This is a genomic window from Streptosporangium sp. NPDC050284 (genome assembly GCF_044459525.1).
GTDB lineage: Bacteria > Actinomycetota > Actinomycetes > Streptosporangiales > Streptosporangiaceae > Streptosporangium.
Genome location: NZ_JBITIZ010000008.1, coordinates 342,685 through 359,753, shown reverse-complemented (window position 1 = coordinate 359,753; position 17,069 = coordinate 342,685). Strand labels below are relative to the sequence as shown.

Genomic DNA, 17,069 nt, shown 5'->3' with positions numbered 1-17,069 from the left:
CAAGGTCGCGACGGCCTCACAATGATCATCTCCGGGACGCTCCCCGGGCTTGATTTCCCTGCGGTATAAGGAATCACACCTTACGGAATTATAATAGTGTCCATGTCATGGCGACGCCCCGCGCTCGTGATCTAAAGTTCATAGCCGCCGGTTCGAGCGCCATTCGGAAGGGGAATAGATGAGGACACTCCTGATTGCCCTGTCCGGCGCGCGCCCAGAAATCCTGAAGCTCTGCCCGACCGAGCAGGGCAAGTTCGAGGGCATCGGCGGGGCGGTGCTCACCACCAGCGTGCTGGCGGTCGTGTCGATGACATTCGCCCTCAACTCCGCGCTCGGCGTCTCCCTCCTCATCGCCATCCCCGCCAGCCTCGTCTGGGGCCTGGCCATCATGAGCCTCGACCGCTGGCTGGTCAGCACCATGCACGCCGACGGGTCGCGCCGCTGGCGGGTGGCCCTGCCACGGATCCTCATGGCCCTGCTGCTCGGCATCGTCATCTCCACCCCGCTGGTGCTGCAGATCTTCAAATCCGAGATCGACGCGCAGATCGTCCAGATCAAACAGCAGCGTGCCAACGAGTTCGCCACGCGGCAGAGCGCGGGCAGCGTCGGGCGTGAGGTCGGCGACCTCCGCAAGGAGGTGACCGCTCTCCAGAACGTGATCACTTCGGAGGGCGACGTCCCGCTGGATCCCTCCAAGGACCCGAAGGTCAAGTCACTGACGGCCGAGCGCGACGCCCAGCAGAAGCAGGCGGAAAAGCTCTACGACGAGTGGCAGTGCCAGCTCTACGGCGGCAAGACGTGTCCGCGCAAGGGCAACGGCCCCCTCGCCCAGGCCAGCGAGAGGACCTACGAGAAGGCAAAAGGCCGGGTCGACCTGCTCAACCGGCAGATCGAGGAGCGCAAGGCGGAGCTCACCGCCACGGACGAGAACAGCAGGTCAGAGCGCCTCGCCCAGGCGAGGCAGGCACTGCCCAGGACCCAGGAGTCGCTCGACGCCGCCGTACGGCGTCAGAGCGACCTGCAGAACGCGTTCGACGCGGAGAACCGGGCCACCGGCGGGCTGCTGATCCGGCTGCAGGCCCTCAACGAGGTGTCCGGTGAGGACATCACCCTCAGGGCGACCCACCTCCTGCTGATCCTGCTGTTCCTGCTGATCGAGTGCCTGCCGGTCGCGGTCAAGCTGATGCAGAAGCCGGGCAACTACGAGAAGATTCTCAACCTCGCGGCGAAGCAGGAGTTCCGCGACGCGCGAGACAGCTACAGCTCCCAGTTCGGTTCCGCCATCCCCTCACCGGGTTCCGCGACACGGCAGGACCCCGACGACCCCGCGTCGATATGGGATATCTGGGAGGAGCCAGACCCGTTACGCGCCGCTCACAGGGTGCAGACTCCGGCCGGGCCGTCGAACACCGCGCGTATGACCGACCCTCGCACCCTGGACGGCGACCACTACTCCGCCGAGGACGACATGCTGCGCGCGATGCCGAACACCCGGGTGTTCGGCAGATCCGACTCCGGCGGCGGCCCTGCGGGCGAGCGGCCCGGCAGGATCGAGCTGTTCCCCGATGACGACGACTGATCCTGCGTGACCCCCGAGACGAACGGCCGCGTGGTCAACGGCCGCTACCGGCTCCTGTCCGTGATCGGCAGCGGCGGGATGGGCAACGTGTGGCTCGCCGAGGACGAGGTGCTCGGCCGCCGCGTCGCGCTCAAGGAGCTCGTCCTGTCACCGAACGGAGAGCCCCTGTCCGTGCGCCGCCAACGCGTGCTGCGCGAGGCGCGGGCCGCGGCGCGGATCAGGCACCCCGGCATCGTCGAGGTCTACGACGTGTTCGTGGAGGACGATCTCTCCTGGATCGTGATGGCCCACGTCAAGGGCCACTCGCTCCAGGACCTGATCGAGCAGGGTCCCCTCGACGAGCGCCGGATCGCCGAGATCGGCGGGCGGGTGCTGGCCGCGTTGACCGCCGCACACCGGGTCGACGTGCTGCACCGCGACGTGAAGCCCGCCAACATCCTCCTCGGCGAGGAGAACGAGGTGTTCCTCGTCGACTTCGGCATCGCCCATATCGTCGGCGAGAGCCGCCTCACCTCGCAGAACGCCTTCGCGGGCACCCTGGAGTACATGGCGCCCGAACGGATCAACGGCCTCCCCCCGGGGCCGCCCGCCGACCTGTGGTCCCTGGGTGCCACCCTCTTCCACGCCCTGGAGGGCCACTCACCGTTCTTCCGCGGCAGCGTGCCGGCCACCATGAAGGCCATTACCTTCGACGCCCCTCCCCCCCTCACCCGTACGGGGCCGCTCTCCGACGCCATCGTCAGGCTGCTGCGCAAGGCCCCCGAACGGCGGATGGACGCCTGGGAGCTCAGGGAGGTTCTGAGGTCGATCGTCGCCACCCCCCGGAGCCACCCCGCGCAGCACCGATCCAGGTCCGCTCCCGCATCTCCTTCTCCCGGCTTCGCGCCCTCGCCTCCACCGCATCGCCGCGAGGCGACCCCCGCGTCTCCCCCGCCGCACCATCGCCAGGCGTCCCCCGCCTCTCCTCCACCCGATCTCACCCCCTCGCCTCCATCACCCCGTCACGAAGCGAACCCCTCACCTCCCTCCCCCCACCTCACCCGCTCCCCCTCGCGCCGCCCCGTGCCCGGAGTCGCGGATCGCACGCCGGAGAGGTCCGTGGATCTCGGAGGGATGGATCCGGCGGAAACCGCACGGGTTCTCGGCGCCATGGCGGCCTCACCCGCGGCGCGGCTGCTCGCCCGCCTTCCCACGGAGAGCGCCCAGCGGGTGCTGATCCGGATGGAGCCGGACGTCGCGGCGGCGATCCTGCGGGAACTGTCGGCAGTGAGGGCCGCCTCGATCCTCGACGCGGCTCCGGCGAGGACCGGCGGCGCCGTGCTGAACGTGATGGCGGCCAAGCCTCAGGAGGCCGCCGCGATGCTGCGAGCGATGGGGACGACCCGCGCGGGCCAGGCACTGAGCCACATCGATCCCGGGCGGGGCGGCGCACTGCTGGGCGCCGTTCCCCCCGGTGAGGCCGCGAAGATCCTCGCGTGTACGGACACGCGGACCACGGCCGGAATCGTCCGCGCCCTCTCGGCGAGCCCGCTCGCCATCCGCCTGATCGAGACGATGCCGGTGAAAAGGGCGTGTGGCGTGCTCGGCTACCTGCCCCCGGCCGTCATCGCCGGACTGCTCGGATCCTCCTCCGACGGCCGCGCCGACCGCCTGCTCAACGGGCTCGACGACGCCGTACGCGCTCAGGTCCTGCGCCATATGCGTCCGCCGAGGGAGCAACGGCCGCGCGCGGGAGGGGCACGCCCGGAAAACCCGGGCGGTGGCCGGAGGTGACCGCCGGACGATGGCCGGGTGAGGACCGGGTGAAGGTCTGGTGGGAGCCGGACGACGGCCGGATGAAGGCCTGACAGGGACCGGGCGGGGCCGGAAATGACTGAGGGCACCTCCGCGATGCGGAAGGTGCCCAGGTCATCGGCTTGAGCCGGTGGTGCGCCGCCAGGGACTCGAACCCCGGACCCGCTGATTAAGAGTCAGCTGCTCTAACCAACTGAGCTAGCGGCGCTTGCGACGGAGGTAACTCTAGCAGCAGCCTCAGCGCGCTCGCACCCCGGTTGATCCCGGTCGGCCCTTGTCCGGATCCTCCCGTGAATCGCCCGGAATCCGAATCTGCCCCTGAACAGACGCGAGGCCGGACAGTCCCCCAACTGTCCGGCCCCGGCCTCTTCGCGGGCTTTGCCGTCGTCTCCCCCAAGACTCGGGCGGCTCCGCTCAGGAACGCGATCCCCCTCGCGTTCTTATCCGGTGAAAAGTCTCTGCAACGCTCCCCCCGGGCTTCGCAGACCCCTCGACCTGCAACAACACTACCTAGTCAAATGCAACGAGCGCGTCATCCAAAGGTTGATTTTGCGCCTACACCCAACCTTGACCCGGTATCACCGAAGCGCCGTCAGCCCTGCGGGCATGGGGAAACGTGCCGTCGAGGAGGCGATCGCATTGGTTGGGGGTCGGTGGCGCATCGGCTGGGGCGCCCGGCGGGGTCGTCAGGGGAGTTCGAGATTGATCTCGGTATTGTCCTTCAGAGCGCGGCTCACCGTGCAGTACTTCTCCTCGACGCGGTGGGCCACGGCGCGGAAGACCTCGGCGGCCTTCTCGTCGCCCTCGGGCAGTTCCACGTCGTAGGTGATGGTGATCGGCCCCAGCCTGGAGGTCTCGATCTTCTCGGCCTGGACGGTCATGGCGAGACGGACCATGCGGTGGCCGCGCTGGGCCGTGAGCGGCTCCACGGTGACGATGTTGCAGCCGCCGAGCGCGGCGAGCAGCAGCTCGACGGGGGTGAACACCCCCTGCTCGTCACCGCCGCCCATCGCGACCTCGGCTCCGCGGTCGTTGCGCGCCACGAACCCGTCCTCGGTCCGCTCCACTCTCACCTGTGCCATGGCGTCCCTCCCCTGAGAACCTGCCGATCACCCTACAGAGGCGCGCAGGTGGAGGAACGCCCGGGTTGAGGCAGGAAGGAGACTCCCTCAGGCTTCGGGATGTTTGGAGAGGTATTCGATGTAGAACGGTCGCAACGCCTCTCCCAGCTCTCCGTGGCCCGAGGCCATCGCATCGCTGAGCAGGGCCGAGACCTTGCTGAGGTCGTTGGTCGTCTCAGTCTCGCTGCCCGTGGACGCATTCGCCGCGGGGATCAACGTGAGCAACTCCCACAGAAAGCCGAGATCTCCGTGGTGCACGGCGTAGTGCACCGCGCGATCATGCAGTTCCTGGGCCGACAGCGTCTCAAGCTCGTCCGTTTCCAACAGACCCACCCCCTCACGCCCCTTCTGCCCCGAGAATATGACCATCATGCGCAATTGACGGTATGCACCGTCAACGCGTCGGCCGGAGCGGTGTCTTTCCCGTGGTGGCGCCGCGAAAGCATGTCGATGAACGTCCGAAGAGCGGTCTCCGGCCGTCGACCACGGTCCCGACTAAGGTGATCTTGGTTTCACGGAGTCATATACCCTCTTCATCGATCATGTCCGCCGGCCTGGTTTCCGTCTCCGGCCCGGCTTTCGTCCCCGCCTTGGTCCCCGGGCCCGGCTTCGGAGGAGGCCCCGGCTTGGGAACCGGCCCCGGCCTGGGTGGAGGTCCCGGCTTGGGGACCGGACGTGATTCGGTCCCGGGTTCCGCACCGGGTTTCGTTTCGGGCTTCGTTCCGGCTCCCTCCTCGGGGCCCCTCCCGAAACTCTTCCCGGGTTCCACCCCGGGGCTCCTCCCGGTTCGTGCGGACGGCTCCCCCTGTCGGCCGGCGGACGATCGGTTGTCGGACATGATGAGGCCCTCCTCGGCGATTCGTGCTCCTCACCTGGGACTCTCCCACCCGGCGGAGGTCCTTCCCGCCGAGGAACGGCACGCCTGACAGGATCTCGCCACTTTCATGACCGCATACGGTCACGGATGCGAAACTCTCCACGGGAGCCGGGGGCGGCTCGCCGTCCCGCCGATCGGGGCGACCGGTGCCTCCGTGTCACCCGGTGACGATCGGAGCCGCAGATGCCGGGGCGATACAGCAGACTCCCTGTTATACGCATATATCCACTCTCAAGACGTGGATCTATCACCCGTCCCACCATCCATGCGAGGATGCCGAAACGTGAAAATACTCATCAAAATAGTGGTTGTAGCAGCCGCTCTATGGGCGGCGACCCAACTCGTGAGCGGTATCGCCGTGTCCGCGGCGACCCCGACCAAGGAGATCGGCACGCTCGTCGCCGTCGCCCTCATCTTCGGGGTCGTCAACGCGGTCCTGAAGCCGATCATCGCGACGCTCGGCTGCGCCTTCTACATCCTCACACTCGGCCTGTTCGCCCTGGTGGTCAACGCCGGCCTGCTGTTGCTGACCAGCTGGATCGCCGAACAGCTCCATCTGCCCTTCCACGTCGACGGCTTCTGGGCCGCGTTCTGGGGAGCGATCGTCATCGCTCTGGTCAGCTGGCTGCTCGACCTGATCTTCGACGCGATCGTCGGCGACTGAGCGGATGACCCTCGTCCTTGACGGCGCCCACCTGACCTGCGAGCAGGTCGACCGGGCGGCCCACGGCTCCGGGATCGCGTTGGGCTCCACCGCCCGCGCGCAGGCGGCGTGGCGGATGGCCGGCCTGCTCAACGGGCCCGTGTACGGCCGGACCACCGGGGTGGGCGCCAACAAGGACGTGGAGACCGAGGACACCGGCCTGGACCTGCTCCGCAGCCACGCGGGCGGCGCCGGGCCGACGATCGAGGCGTTCCGCGCCCGCGCCACCCTCGTCGTCCGTCTCAACCAGCTGCTGGCCGGCGGCTCGGGAGTCGACCCGGCCCTTCTTCCCGTTCTCGCCGCCGCCGTCAACCTGGGTCTCACCCCACCGATCCGCACCTACGGCGCCATCGGCACCGGCGACCTCACCGCCCTCGCCACCACCGCGCTCTGCCTCCTCGGCGAGCTTCCCTGGACCCGGCCCTCGGACACCGTACGGATCGAGGCACGAGCCGGGGACACCGGGAATCCCCCGACCGAGTCCGAGACCAGAGCCGGGACCGGGACCCGAGCCGGAATCGGGGCCCGAGCCGGAATCGGGGCCCGAGCCGGAATCGGGGCCCGAGCCGGAATCGGGGACACCCGTTCCTGGGAACGAGCCGAGGGCAGCCCTCCGGGGACGCGGCAGGGGGATCCCGTGCCCCGGTTCGCGCTCGCCTCCGTCGACGCGCTGCCGTTCATCAGCTCGGGCGCGGCGACCCTGGCGGACGCGGCGCTGGCCTGTCACCGCCTGGGAGTCCTCCTGTCCGCCGCCACGGCGGTCGCGGCCCGCTCCTTCCGGGCGATCGAGGCCTCGCTCGAACCGCTCTCCCCCGTCGTGCAACGCGGCCCCGAGCAGACCGAGGTAGCGGCCGGGCTGCGCGCCCTGGTCGGCCCCACCAGCCCGCGCCGCGTCCAGGACCCGTACGGCTACCGGGCCTTTCCGCAGGTCCACGGAGCCGTGCTCGACGCTCTCGGGCGAGCGGAACGAACGATCACCGAGGAGATGAACGCGGCTCCCGAGAACCCGCTGATCGCCGGCGGCCGGGCCTGGCACAACGGCAACTTCCACTCGGCGCGGGTCGCGCTCGCCCTCGACGCCCTGCGGGCCGCGCTCGTGCAGACCGCGACGCTGAGCGCGGCCAGGCTCGCCACCCTGAACGACCCGGCCCACACGGGCCTGCTCCCCTTCCTCGCCGAGCGTCCGGGACTGTCCGGGGTCATGATCCTCGAATACGTCGCGCACTCCGCCCTGGCCGAGCTGCGCCACCTGGCCGCCCCGGTCACCCTGGGCGGAGCCGTGCTCTCCCTCGGCACCGAGGACCACGCGAGCTTCACCCCACAGGCGGCCCGCTCCGCGCTCGCCGCCGCCGAACCGCTGGAGATCGTCCTGGCGTGCGAGCTGGTGGCCTCCGTACGAGCCCTGCGGCAGCGCGGCCTGCCCTGCGACCTGCCACTCGATCCGGCGATGCGCGACCGCCCCCTGGACGCCGACCTCGACGCGGCACGCGGGCTCCTGCCCGGTCTCGTCCCCTGAGACCTCCGAGTTCTTCACGACCCGCGAGGTTCACGTGACCGGCTCAGCCCACCGAGCCGCGTTCGCGGAGCTGGGGGGCCTGGACGATACGGCGGCGGCGCGTGGCGGTGCCGTCGGCGGCGGCCACGACGATACGGACGGCGGCGCGGACGATGCCGTCGATGTCCCAGTCGACCGTGGTCAGGCCGGGGGTGAGCAGGCCCGACATGGGGTGGTCGTCGTAGCCCATCACGGACACCTCGTACGGTATGCCCAGCTTCCGCTCGGCCGAGGCCGCGTAGACGCCGTAGGCGATCGAGTCGGCGAAGCAGAAGAACGCCCGGTGTCCGGCGTCGAGCATCTCGCCCGCGACCCTGGTGGCCGGTCCCAGCGACTGCGAGGCGGTGACCATCTCGATGTCGAGTCCCAGCCGCCCGGCCTCGGCCATGACGTGCACGTCCGCGGGCCGGTCGGGGGTGCTGGCCCGGGTCGAGGTGAGGACGGCCAGGCGCCGGTGACCCCGCTTGCGCAGGTGCTCCAGCGCGAGGGTCACCCCGGCCCGGTTGTCGAAGACGACCTCGCCCGCGGTGCGTGCCCCGGCCAGGGCGTCGCCGATCGACACCACCGGCAGCCCTTCGCACAGCTCGGCCCAGAGCGGCGCCGCGGGGTCGACCGGCTGCACGATCAGCGCGTCCACCCGCTGGTCGCGGAGCTGCCTGGCGAGCGTTTTCTCCCTGGCGGGGTCTCCGGCGGCGTCCAGGATGAGGGCGTACCGGTCGTTGTCCTTGAGCGCGCGGCCGATGCCCACGGCGAGCGCCTGCTGCCAGAGATCCTCCAGGGAACCGCAGAGCAGTCCGATCATGCCGGTCCTGCCGCTGGCCAGGGCCCGGGCGATCGGGTCGGCCTCGTAGCCGAGCTCGGCCGCGGCCCGGCGCACCCGCTCGATGGTCTCCTCCGACACCTGCATGCCGCGCAGGGCGTAGGAGACAGAGGCCGGTGACAGACCGGTGGCCTTCGCCACCTCACGGATGGTCGCTCGTTTCCGGGGCTGGGGCATCGGTCCACCCTATTCCCCGGGACCTTCGGGGGCGTGCTCCTCGCGCGATCAGAGGCGTCGAAGGGCGGCGGGAGGTATTGACACGATACGGGGTGAAGCGGTTCACTGAAGCGGTTCACTGAACCGTGTCACTGTTGGATGTGGCAAGGTGAGAGTGTTTACCCGTATTCTAGGTAGGGAATGCCGTGAAGCGTGGAAGGAGGAGATCCGTCGTGACCGTCGACGTTCACCAGCATCTGTGGACGCCCGCGTTCGTGGACGCGCTCAGACGGCGCACGGCCGCGCCCCGGCTCGACGGCTGGACCCTCCACACCGGCGGCGAGCCCGCCTACGAGGTCGACCCCGCCGATCACGACCTCGCCGGGCGCCTCGCGCTGAACGCGGATCTCGACCTCGCCCTCGTGTCGCTGTCCAGCCCGCTCGGCATCGAGTCCCTGCCTCCCGAGGACGCCTGGCCGATCATCGACGCCTACCACGAGGACGCCCTCGCCCTGCCCGCGCCCTTCGGCGCCTGGGCGGCGACCTGCCTCAGCGAGATCGACCCCGCCAGGCTCGCCAAGACCCTCGACACCCGAGGCGACGCGCGAGACGACACACGAGATGTCGCCCGGCGCGACGTACGGAGCGCGGCGGGAGACGACACGGGAAACGGCGTACGAGACGACGCGAAGGACCGCGAGACGGAGGGCGGCACGCGGGGCGCGCGGCCAGGATTCGTCGGGCTCCAGCTGCCCGCGACCGCGGTGCGCGACGCCGCGGGCCTGGCGAGAGTCGCCCCGCTGCTCGACATCCTCACCGAGCGCGACCTGCCGCTCTTCGTGCACCCCGGTCCCGCCACCGATCCTGAAGGGCCCGGCTGGTGGCCCGCCGTCGTGCCGTACGTGCAGCAGATGCACGCCGCGTGGTACGCCTTCACCGCCTTCGGACGGTCCCGCCACCCCCGCCTGCGGGTCTGCTTCTCGCTGCTCGCCGGGCTCGCCCCGCTCCACTCCGAGCGCCTGGCCAACCGGGGCGGCAAGGGCCGGGGACAGGTCGATCCCGACCTGTTCCTGGAGACCTCCTCCTACGGCCCGCGCGCCATCGACGCGATCGTCCGCGAACTCGGCGTCGACATCGTGGTGAGCGGCTCCGACCAGCCCTACGCCATCGCCCCCGACCCCGCGCTCGGCGACGCCGCCTGGCACGCCATCGCGGTCACCAACCCGAACCGCCTGCTGAACGGAAAGGAGTCGCGCAAGTGAACCAGTACCAGGGCCGCGAGAGCTGTGCGCTCCCGGCGACCAGAGCCGCGAGCCCGCGGCGCGCACGAGCCGCCCGGCCCGCCGACCGCACCGGTCACGCCATTCACCCCGGACGAGTGGACATCGCGGTCTCCGGACCGTTCGGCGGTGAGACCTCATGAGCTACGAGGCCCTGCCCGCTCGCGCCCTCGACCGGCGCGAACTCCTCGACCTGGTCAACGAGCTGGCCGCCGACCCGTCCCGGTGGGCGGACCAGGTGGACTTCCCCGAGGAGGGCGGGCGCCACTTCGCCTCCCTCTACCGCGACTCCCACGTGGACGTCTGGCTGTTGTGCTGGCGGCCGGAGGACGACACCGGCTGGCACGACCACGACACCTCCTCGGGGGCGGTGCGCGTGGTGGCCGGGACGCTCCTGGAGTGCAACCCCCGCATCGGCGGCGAGCACCTGGAGACCGTGATCTCGGAGGGCGAGTCCTTCTCCTTCGGCCCCGACCACATCCACCGGCTGACCGGCGCGGTTCACGGCAGCGTCTCGATCCACGCGTACTCGCCGCCGCTGTGGCGCCTGGGCCAGTACTCCATCAGCGACAGCGGAGTGATGCGCCGCGTCTCGGTCAGCTACGCCGACGAACTGCGTCCGATGGACGACGCCGAGCAGATGGCCGGCGTCGCCTGACGGGAGCCACCGGGTCGGTCCTCGCCGACCGACTCGGGGCCCGAGTGTCCCCGCCCTCACCGCCGCACCCGTCGTTCACGGGTGCGGCGGTCGTAGGACCGGACGCCTCACCGCGGACTCATACCTTCGTTACAGCGGCTTGACGGTCTAGAAGACGCGCGCCCTGACGGCGTTGGCCATGCCCGGGTCGTCGGCGAAGACGCCGTCGACGCCGAGGGAGTAGAGCCTCTCCAGCCAGCCCATCACGTCGCCGGTGGCGCGCGGGTAGGCCGGGCTCGCCGGGTTCCCGAGCCGGAAGTCCACCGGGAGCTGCGCGTTCTCGTTCCTCACGGTCCAGGTGTGGACCTTCAGGCCGGTGCGGTTGGCGTCGCGGATGAGCGTGGTGGGCAGCAGGAGGCGGCCGTCGGGTCCGGCGGGCACGATCCGCCTGGTGTCGACGCCGATGCCGTCCGCGTAGCCCGCCACCTCGCGCAGCCCCGCGGGGGTGACCATGGTGTCGTAGGTGCGCGGGTCTCCGGCGGCGACCCAGTCGTACGGGGCGCCGGTGGCGGTGACGAGCTGGATCAGCGGCAAGCTGGTCTTCTCTCTCAGCTCGCGCAGGTTGGCGGTCTCGAAGGACTGGATGAAGACCGGGTCGCCGCTCCCGCGCCAGCCGTGGCGGCCGAGCACCGCCAGCAGCGGCTCCTCCAGGGAGAGCCCGATGGAGTCGAAGTAGCTCGGGTGCTTGGTCTCGGGGTAGACGCCGACCCCGCTCCGCTTGGCGAGCGCGACGACCTCGTCGAAGGTCGGGATCTCCGCGAGGCCGTTGAAGGCGGTGTTGCCAGGACGCAGGTCGGGGATGCGCTCCTCGGCCCTGAGCGTCTTCAGCTCGGCGAGTGTGAAGTCCTCGGTGAACCAGCCGGTGATCGAGACGCCGTTGACGGTCTTGGTCGTCCGGCGCCCCGCGAACTCGGGGTGGCTCTCGACGTCCGTGGTGCCGCCGATCTCGTTCTCGTGCCTGGCCACCAGCACGTGGTCCTTCGTCGAGACCAGGTCGGGCTCGATGTAGTCGGCACCCAGCGCGATCGCGGTCTCGTACGAGAGCAGGGTGTGTTCTGGCCGGTGCGCGCTGGCGCCCCTGTGGCCGATGATGACGGGTTTACCGGCGCGGGACTCGGCGATCGCGGGTTCGGATTCTGGCAGCACGAAGGCGACGGTACCGGTCATGAGGACCGCCAGCAGCACGCCCTGAAACCTACGGATCATGTTCAGGACGGTAGAGGCACCCGATGACCAACGGGGCGACGACTCGCAAAGGAAGTCAGCCACAGTCAGCCACAAGGACAGCGGGTCACAAAGTCAACGGCCTCGGGGCACCGGCCTGGTGGTCTTCTTGAAGCTCGCCATGATTGACCCGGTGGCCCGAACCTCAGGTGCGCGAAGGTCACACGGGGTTGCCGGGCATCTGCCCCCCGAAGGCGTCGTGCCCGTCGTGAAACGGGAGTCCGGAGGGTTCTGTGAGCGGGAGCCGCAGCACGAAACACGCGCCGCCGATGGGGGAGTCCTGGACACTGAGGGTTCCCCGATGGCCCTCGGCGATCTCGCGGGCGATCGCCAGGCCGAGGCCGGTGCCGGTGCCGCCGCGGTCGCGGTCGCGGCTGCGGGCCGCGTCCAGCCGGGTGAACCGTTCGAAGATCCGTTCCCGGTCGGCCTCTGCGATCCCCGCTCCGTCGTCGGAGACCGACAGTTCCGCAGTGTGCGCGTTATGGGTGACCTCGACCCGCACCACTCGTTTCGCATGCCTCTGGGCGTTGTCCAGCAGGTTGGCGAGCACCCGGGCGAGCTGGAGACGGACCGTGTTGACGTTCACCCCGGGTACGAGCCGCAACTGGACGCCGAGCCGGTCCGTCCGCCGGAAGATCTCCGTCTGGACCAGCTGTGCCAGGTCCACAGGCTCCCACTCGATCGGCGTGTTCTCCCTGGCCCTGGAGAGCGTGAGCAGGTCGGCGATGATCGCCTCAAGTCGATCTACGTCGCTCAGTGCGCGCCCGAGCACCTCGCTCAGATCGTGATCGCCGGGATGCAGTTGAGCCTCCTCGAGCTCCACGCGCAGCGCGGCGACGGGGTTGCGCAGCTCGTGTGAGGCGTCGGAGGCGAACCGACGCTGCTGCTGCAGCGCCTGCCTGAGTCGTTTCAGCGTGCGGGCGACGGTCTGGGCGACCTCGACACCGTCGGAGAGCTCGGGGGTCTCGTGGCACCCGTGCCCGAGGTCTGAAGACGCATCGAAATCATCGACGCAGTCACACAGACCGGCCATGTCCCTCATATCAGCTTTTCCTTCCCGCAACCAAGCCTTGGCAGTGTGCGGTGCGTGGTCACCACGCTAGGAGGACGGCGAGCGGCCCCGCCACCCCCAGGCGGTCCGATGTTCACCCCCCAGATGGGGTGGATCGGCGACCTCCTCCGGAGGGGACCCCTGCGTGTCGGATCTCGCCCCTGCGGCTCGGCCGTACGCCTACCGGCCTGGCAGGAGACCCGTCCGGGTAGCCACGACGACCGCCTCAAGCTGACTGTGCACGCCCAGCTTCGCCATGACGTTCTTGACGTGGCCACGAGCGGTGTGCGGGCTGACGACGAGCCGTGCGGCGATCGCCCGGGGGGCGAGCCCCTCCCCCATCAACCCGAGGACCTCCAGTTCGCGCATGGTGAGCCCCGCCCGGTTCTCACGGCCGTCTCGGGGCGGCGTATCGGGTGAGGGGCTCCGCAGGAGCACTTCGAGCGTCTCCCCCTCAACCATGATGATCTTCTCGTCGACCGAAGCCCTGATCACTCTGAGGATGGCCGGAAACGTCGCGTCCTTGGCGAGGAATCCGGCGGCACCCACCGCCTCGGCGGCCGTGAAGAGATCAGGAGTGGCGTCTCCCGTCAGAATGAGGACGCGGGTATCCGGGTAGGCCGCCTTGATCCGCCTCGTCCCCTCGATTCCGTCGACGTCGGGCAGGTGGATGTCCATGAGCACCACGTCAGGGTGGTGTGCCTTCATGAGGGGCACGGCATCCTCGACCGTTCCAACGGCCCCCACACAGTCCAGATCCGGCTGGATGTCGATCGCGATCTCAAGGGCGCCGGCAAGCGCCCGCTGGTCCTCTACCACGAGGACTCGGGTCATCGGATGACTCCTGCTCACTTGGACCGTGAACGCCTCCCGGCTCGTGGGCGGCCCTCGCCGCCATACGGTTCCCCGGGCCCGTGGCCCTGCGGGCGAATCAGGGGTCGGGGGCGTGAAACAGGCCGAACGGCCGACACAGCCTGTCCGAAAACCCTGGTCACGACGCTACTCGTGGCGCGGGGCGGTGGGCAAGGCCCGCCGGACCCGGTCACCGGGGTCGCGGGAGTCGCGGGAGTCGCGGGAGTCGCGGGAGTCACCGTGCGGCGGGTGTGACCGCGGGGACCGATGAGCATGCGAGGTACCGGGGAGGGTCGTGCTCATCTGATCCAGGTGCGCGCTGCGGCCCTTCCGCACCCCCGATGGGGCACGGGCGGCGGCACATCCCCCGGGGGCGCCGTTTGGGATTCGCGCAGGCTGGAGACGAGTTTCCAGGTGACCACCTACTCGTTCAGACTGTACGTGGCCGGCAACACGGAACGGTCCAAGGCTGCGGAGGTGAACCTGCGGTTCCTCTGCGACGCCCGCCTGTCCGGCACGTACGAGGTCGAGGTCGTCGACGCCGCCGAACGACCCGACCTGGCGGAGGAGGGACGGATCCTGGCCACCCCGACGGTGATCAGACTCGCGCCGCCCCCGCAACGACGGGTGATCGGGGACCTGTCCGACCATGACCGCGCCGCCGTCGCCCTCGGCTTCCCGGTCCTCGAAGAACCGCCCTCGGAAAGGCCACGACGATGAGCGGCGGCGCAACGATCGAGCAGATGCCCACGGGGATCAACGGTTTCGACCACATCGCCCTGGGCGGGCTGCCCGCCAACCGGTCCACACTCGTGAGCGGCACGACCGGCAGCGGTAAGACACTGTTCGCCGTCGAGTTTCTCGCTCGCGGGATCATGCGCTTCGACGAGCCGGGGGTGTTTGTCACCTTTGAGGAGACATCCAGCCATATCCGGCGTAACTCGGCCTCGCTGGGCTTCCCCATCGAGCAGTGGGAGGACGAGGGGAAGTGGGCCTTCGTCGACGCGTCAATGGGCATCGGTGAGGAGGAGCCGACCGTAGGGTCCTACGACCTCGGCGCGCTGGTGGCCCGCGTCCAGCACGCCGTCCGCCAGACCGGGGCCCGCCGTGTCGCGCTCGACTCGCTCGGCGCGATCTTCACCCGCTTCACCGGCGTCGAGACCATCCGCCACGAACTGGTCCGGATCGCCTCCGTCCTCGAAACGCTCGGGGTCACCTCGGTGCTCACCGCGGAGCGGCCCGCCGAGTATGACGGCGTGACCCGCTACGGGGTCGAACAATTCGTGCTGGACAACGTCGTCATCCTGCGCAACGTCCTGCGACAGGGGCGGCGGAGCCGTACCGTCGAGATCGTCAAGTTCCGCGGCGCCCCGCACAGTTCCGGGGAATGGCTCTTCACCATCGACCCGCAGGACGGGATCGTGGTCATTCCCCTCGCGTTCCTGGCGTCCTCCGGCCGCGCGTCACCGGACCGTGTCTCGTCGGGCAACGCCGAACTGGACAAGATGTGCGGCGGCGGCTTCTACCGGGACGCGATCGTCCTGATGTCCGGCCCTACCGGCACGGGCAAGACGCTGGCGGGTCTGCGTTTCGCCGCCACCGCCTTCGAGGCGGGCGAGCGCAGCCTGTTCTGCACCTTCGACGAGACCGATGAGCAACTCTTCCGCAACGCCGAGGGCTGGGGCCTGGACATCAGGTCCATGCAGGCGTCGGGTCTGCTCCGGGTCATCTCCAACTACCCGGAGGTGGCGTCACCAGAGAATCACTTTCTCCAGCTCAGGCGGACCGTCGAGGAGTTCGGTCCCCGTCGGCTGGTCATCGACACGCTGTCCGCGCTCGAACGCGTCGTCACACCACGGGCACTGCTCGACTTCGTCATCGCGCTGGGAGCGGTCCTTCGCCAGAACGAGATCACCACACTTATCACCGCGAGACCCACGGGGCGGGTCATGGCGACGGGCACGCCGACGACCGCGGAGATCGCCGGCTTCGCCGACGTCTGGGTCCTGCTCGAATACGTCGAGCGTGTCGGGGCGATCCAGCGTGCGATAGCCGTACTCCAGACACGGGGTTCCGCCCACGACCAAGGCATTCGCGAGGTGACGATCGACGGCACCGGCATGCACATCGGTGAGCCCTTGCGGGGCATCTCCCAGATCCTCGCCGGGGACATCAGTCCCGCGACCCTGTGGGTACCCGGATCCGAGGCGGCAGAAGGGCCCCCGGGGTGAGGATCGGAGGGGATCCCTCAGCCGAGGGCGGGGCCGCCGCGGGCTCCGAGCCGGGGCGGCCCGACGACGCGGGAACTCCGGGCAACATCAACCAGGTAATCGTGTCGGCCTCGGCGGACGGGATCATCGCGGTCGACGAGCAAGGCGTGATCCGGCTCTGCAACCCCGCCGCCGCGGAACTCTTCGCCCGCACGGCGGAGGAACTCATCGGCACCCTGTTCGGCTTCCCCCTCGTCGCCGGCACGGCGACCGGGATCGACCTGATACTGCCCGGCGGACGCAGGCGGGTGGTCGAGATGCGGATCACCACCACGACCCTGGAGGGCGAGCATCTCTACGTGGCGATACTCCGCGACGTCACCCGCCAGAGGCGCGAGGAGCGAGAGATGGAAGCGGCCCTGGATCGCCAGAACGTCGCCGTGGCGATCGCGGCCCACGAACTCCACAATCCCCTTGCGGCGATCAGCGTGCTGGTGGACGTGCTCCGTGACCGCCTGGTCGCGCTGGCCGAGGAGCAGCGGGCCGAGATCATCGAGCGCATCGCCGATCGCACGGCCCGTCTCCAGGGGCTGGTCCGGAAGCTCCTCACCGCGTCGACGATCGACGCGAGGGGCGCGTCCGCCTCCCTGGAACGCGTCCCCGTGCTCGAATTCATCCTCGAACGGCTGGGCGAGCTGGAGGAGCGATCCCAGGACGTGCACCTGTCCTGCGATCCCGAACTGGTGGCCATGGTCGATCGCAAGGAGTTCTCGGCGATGCTGGAGAACTACCTGGAGAACGCCTTCACCTATGGGCACCCACCGATCGAGATGTCCGCGTTCGGGCGGTCCGGCTGGGTCCAGGTGCGGGTGTGTGACCGGGGGGCGGGTGTACCGGAGGGTTTCGTGCCCCGGCTGTTCGAGCGCTTCAGCCGGGCGCCGGCGGTCGAGCAGGAGACGGAGGGAACCGGGCTGGGGCTCTGGATCGTCCGCAGCCTCGCCCAGGGCAACGGCGGCGACGCCTGGTACGAACCCGGCAAGAACGGGGGCGCCTGCTTCTGTCTCCGCCTGCGCCGAGAGCCGACGTCCTGAGCCGCTCCGCCGATCCCCGGGGTGGCGACGGGTCAAACCCTGAGCCGCTCCGCCGATCC

Annotated in this window: 15 protein-coding genes and 1 tRNA gene; 9 read left to right on the top strand and 7 right to left on the bottom strand. The window is 69.7% G+C overall.

All coding sequences use genetic code 11. The annotated features are described in order from the left end of the window. Positions 1–178 precede the first annotated feature (178 nt). Together ACIBH4_RS21165 and ACIBH4_RS21160 are read left to right on the top strand one after the other, a co-directional pair. On the top strand, positions 179–1,579 hold the full coding sequence (locus ACIBH4_RS21165; protein ID WP_362765638.1) for a DUF4407 domain-containing protein: 1,401 nt from the start codon (positions 179–181) through the stop codon (positions 1,577–1,579). Positions 1,580–1,585: 6 nt separating this feature from the next. Further along, positions 1,586–3,352, top strand: coding sequence for a protein kinase (locus ACIBH4_RS21160; protein ID WP_362508145.1), 1,767 nt, complete (start codon positions 1,586–1,588; stop codon positions 3,350–3,352). A 152-nt stretch (positions 3,353–3,504) separates the two neighbouring features. Here the strand turns inward: ACIBH4_RS21160 and ACIBH4_RS21155 are convergent. From ACIBH4_RS21155 to ACIBH4_RS21145, 3 genes are all read right to left on the bottom strand, one after another. Continuing rightward, positions 3,505–3,581: transfer RNA gene (locus tag ACIBH4_RS21155), tRNA-Lys, on the bottom strand. A 478-nt stretch (positions 3,582–4,059) separates the two neighbouring features. Continuing rightward, positions 4,060–4,455: an OsmC family protein gene (locus ACIBH4_RS21150; protein WP_362508142.1), complete on the bottom strand. Its 396-nt coding sequence runs from the start codon at positions 4,453–4,455 to the stop codon at positions 4,060–4,062. 87 nt (positions 4,456–4,542) lie between these two features. Then, positions 4,543–4,866, bottom strand: a complete 324-nt coding sequence (locus ACIBH4_RS21145; RefSeq protein ID WP_362508139.1) for a hypothetical protein — start codon at positions 4,864–4,866, stop codon at positions 4,543–4,545. Between the two features lie 788 nt (positions 4,867–5,654). On the opposite strand from ACIBH4_RS21145, the gene ACIBH4_RS21140 reads away from it, so the two are divergent. After that, positions 5,655–6,035, top strand: a complete 381-nt coding sequence (locus ACIBH4_RS21140) for a phage holin family protein (RefSeq protein WP_362508136.1) — start codon at positions 5,655–5,657, stop codon at positions 6,033–6,035. A gap of 4 nt (positions 6,036–6,039) precedes the next feature. Then, positions 6,040–7,590 (top strand): aromatic amino acid lyase, encoded by a 1,551-nt coding sequence (locus tag ACIBH4_RS21135; RefSeq protein WP_362765641.1) that lies wholly within the window; start codon positions 6,040–6,042, stop codon positions 7,588–7,590. 43 nt (positions 7,591–7,633) lie between these two features. On the opposite strand, the gene ACIBH4_RS21130 is transcribed toward ACIBH4_RS21135, so the two are convergent. Continuing rightward, positions 7,634–8,626, bottom strand: a complete 993-nt coding sequence (locus tag ACIBH4_RS21130) for a LacI family DNA-binding transcriptional regulator (RefSeq protein WP_362508130.1) — start codon at positions 8,624–8,626, stop codon at positions 7,634–7,636. A 212-nt stretch (positions 8,627–8,838) separates the two neighbouring features. Between ACIBH4_RS21130 and ACIBH4_RS21125 the strand changes: the two genes are divergently transcribed. Further along, complete coding sequence (locus tag ACIBH4_RS21125; RefSeq protein WP_362508127.1) at positions 8,839–9,867, top strand: amidohydrolase; 1,029 nt, start codon at positions 8,839–8,841, stop codon at positions 9,865–9,867. A gap of 157 nt (positions 9,868–10,024) precedes the next feature. Further along, complete coding sequence (locus ACIBH4_RS21120) at positions 10,025–10,543, top strand: cysteine dioxygenase family protein (RefSeq protein WP_362508124.1); 519 nt, start codon at positions 10,025–10,027, stop codon at positions 10,541–10,543. A gap of 147 nt (positions 10,544–10,690) precedes the next feature. On the opposite strand, the gene ACIBH4_RS21115 is transcribed toward ACIBH4_RS21120, so the two are convergent. The 3 genes from ACIBH4_RS21115 to ACIBH4_RS21105 all read right to left on the bottom strand — a co-directional run bounded on the left by ACIBH4_RS21115 (position 10,691) and on the right by ACIBH4_RS21105 (position 13,691). Beyond that, positions 10,691–11,788 (bottom strand): glycerophosphodiester phosphodiesterase, encoded by a 1,098-nt coding sequence (locus ACIBH4_RS21115; protein ID WP_362765644.1) that lies wholly within the window; start codon positions 11,786–11,788, stop codon positions 10,691–10,693. A gap of 178 nt (positions 11,789–11,966) precedes the next feature. Continuing rightward, positions 11,967–12,848 carry a HAMP domain-containing sensor histidine kinase gene (locus ACIBH4_RS21110; protein WP_362765647.1) on the bottom strand — a complete coding sequence of 294 codons (882 nt, stop codon included), beginning with the start codon at positions 12,846–12,848 and terminating at the stop codon, positions 11,967–11,969. Between the two features lie 189 nt (positions 12,849–13,037). Beyond that, positions 13,038–13,691, bottom strand: coding sequence for a response regulator transcription factor (locus ACIBH4_RS21105; protein WP_362508116.1), 654 nt, complete (start codon positions 13,689–13,691; stop codon positions 13,038–13,040). 432 nt (positions 13,692–14,123) lie between these two features. Here ACIBH4_RS21105 and ACIBH4_RS21100 point away from each other — a divergent pair, with 432 nt between their 5' ends. Genes ACIBH4_RS21100 through ACIBH4_RS21090 form a run of 3 tightly spaced genes read left to right on the top strand, consistent with a single transcriptional unit; the run spans position 14,124 to position 17,010 of the window. Next, the gene (locus tag ACIBH4_RS21100) at positions 14,124–14,429 is read left to right on the top strand and encodes a circadian clock KaiB family protein (protein WP_362508113.1); all 306 of its coding nucleotides are present in this window, start codon (positions 14,124–14,126) and stop codon (positions 14,427–14,429) included. Further along, on the top strand, positions 14,426–15,940 hold the full coding sequence (kaiC, locus tag ACIBH4_RS21095; protein WP_362508110.1) for a circadian clock protein KaiC: 1,515 nt from the start codon (positions 14,426–14,428) through the stop codon (positions 15,938–15,940). Before ACIBH4_RS21100 ends, kaiC begins: the two co-directional genes overlap by 4 nt. Beyond that, positions 15,937–17,010 (top strand): ATP-binding protein, encoded by a 1,074-nt coding sequence (locus ACIBH4_RS21090; RefSeq protein WP_362508107.1) that lies wholly within the window; start codon positions 15,937–15,939, stop codon positions 17,008–17,010. Before kaiC ends, ACIBH4_RS21090 begins: the two co-directional genes overlap by 4 nt. Positions 17,011–17,069: the final 59 nt, after the last annotated feature.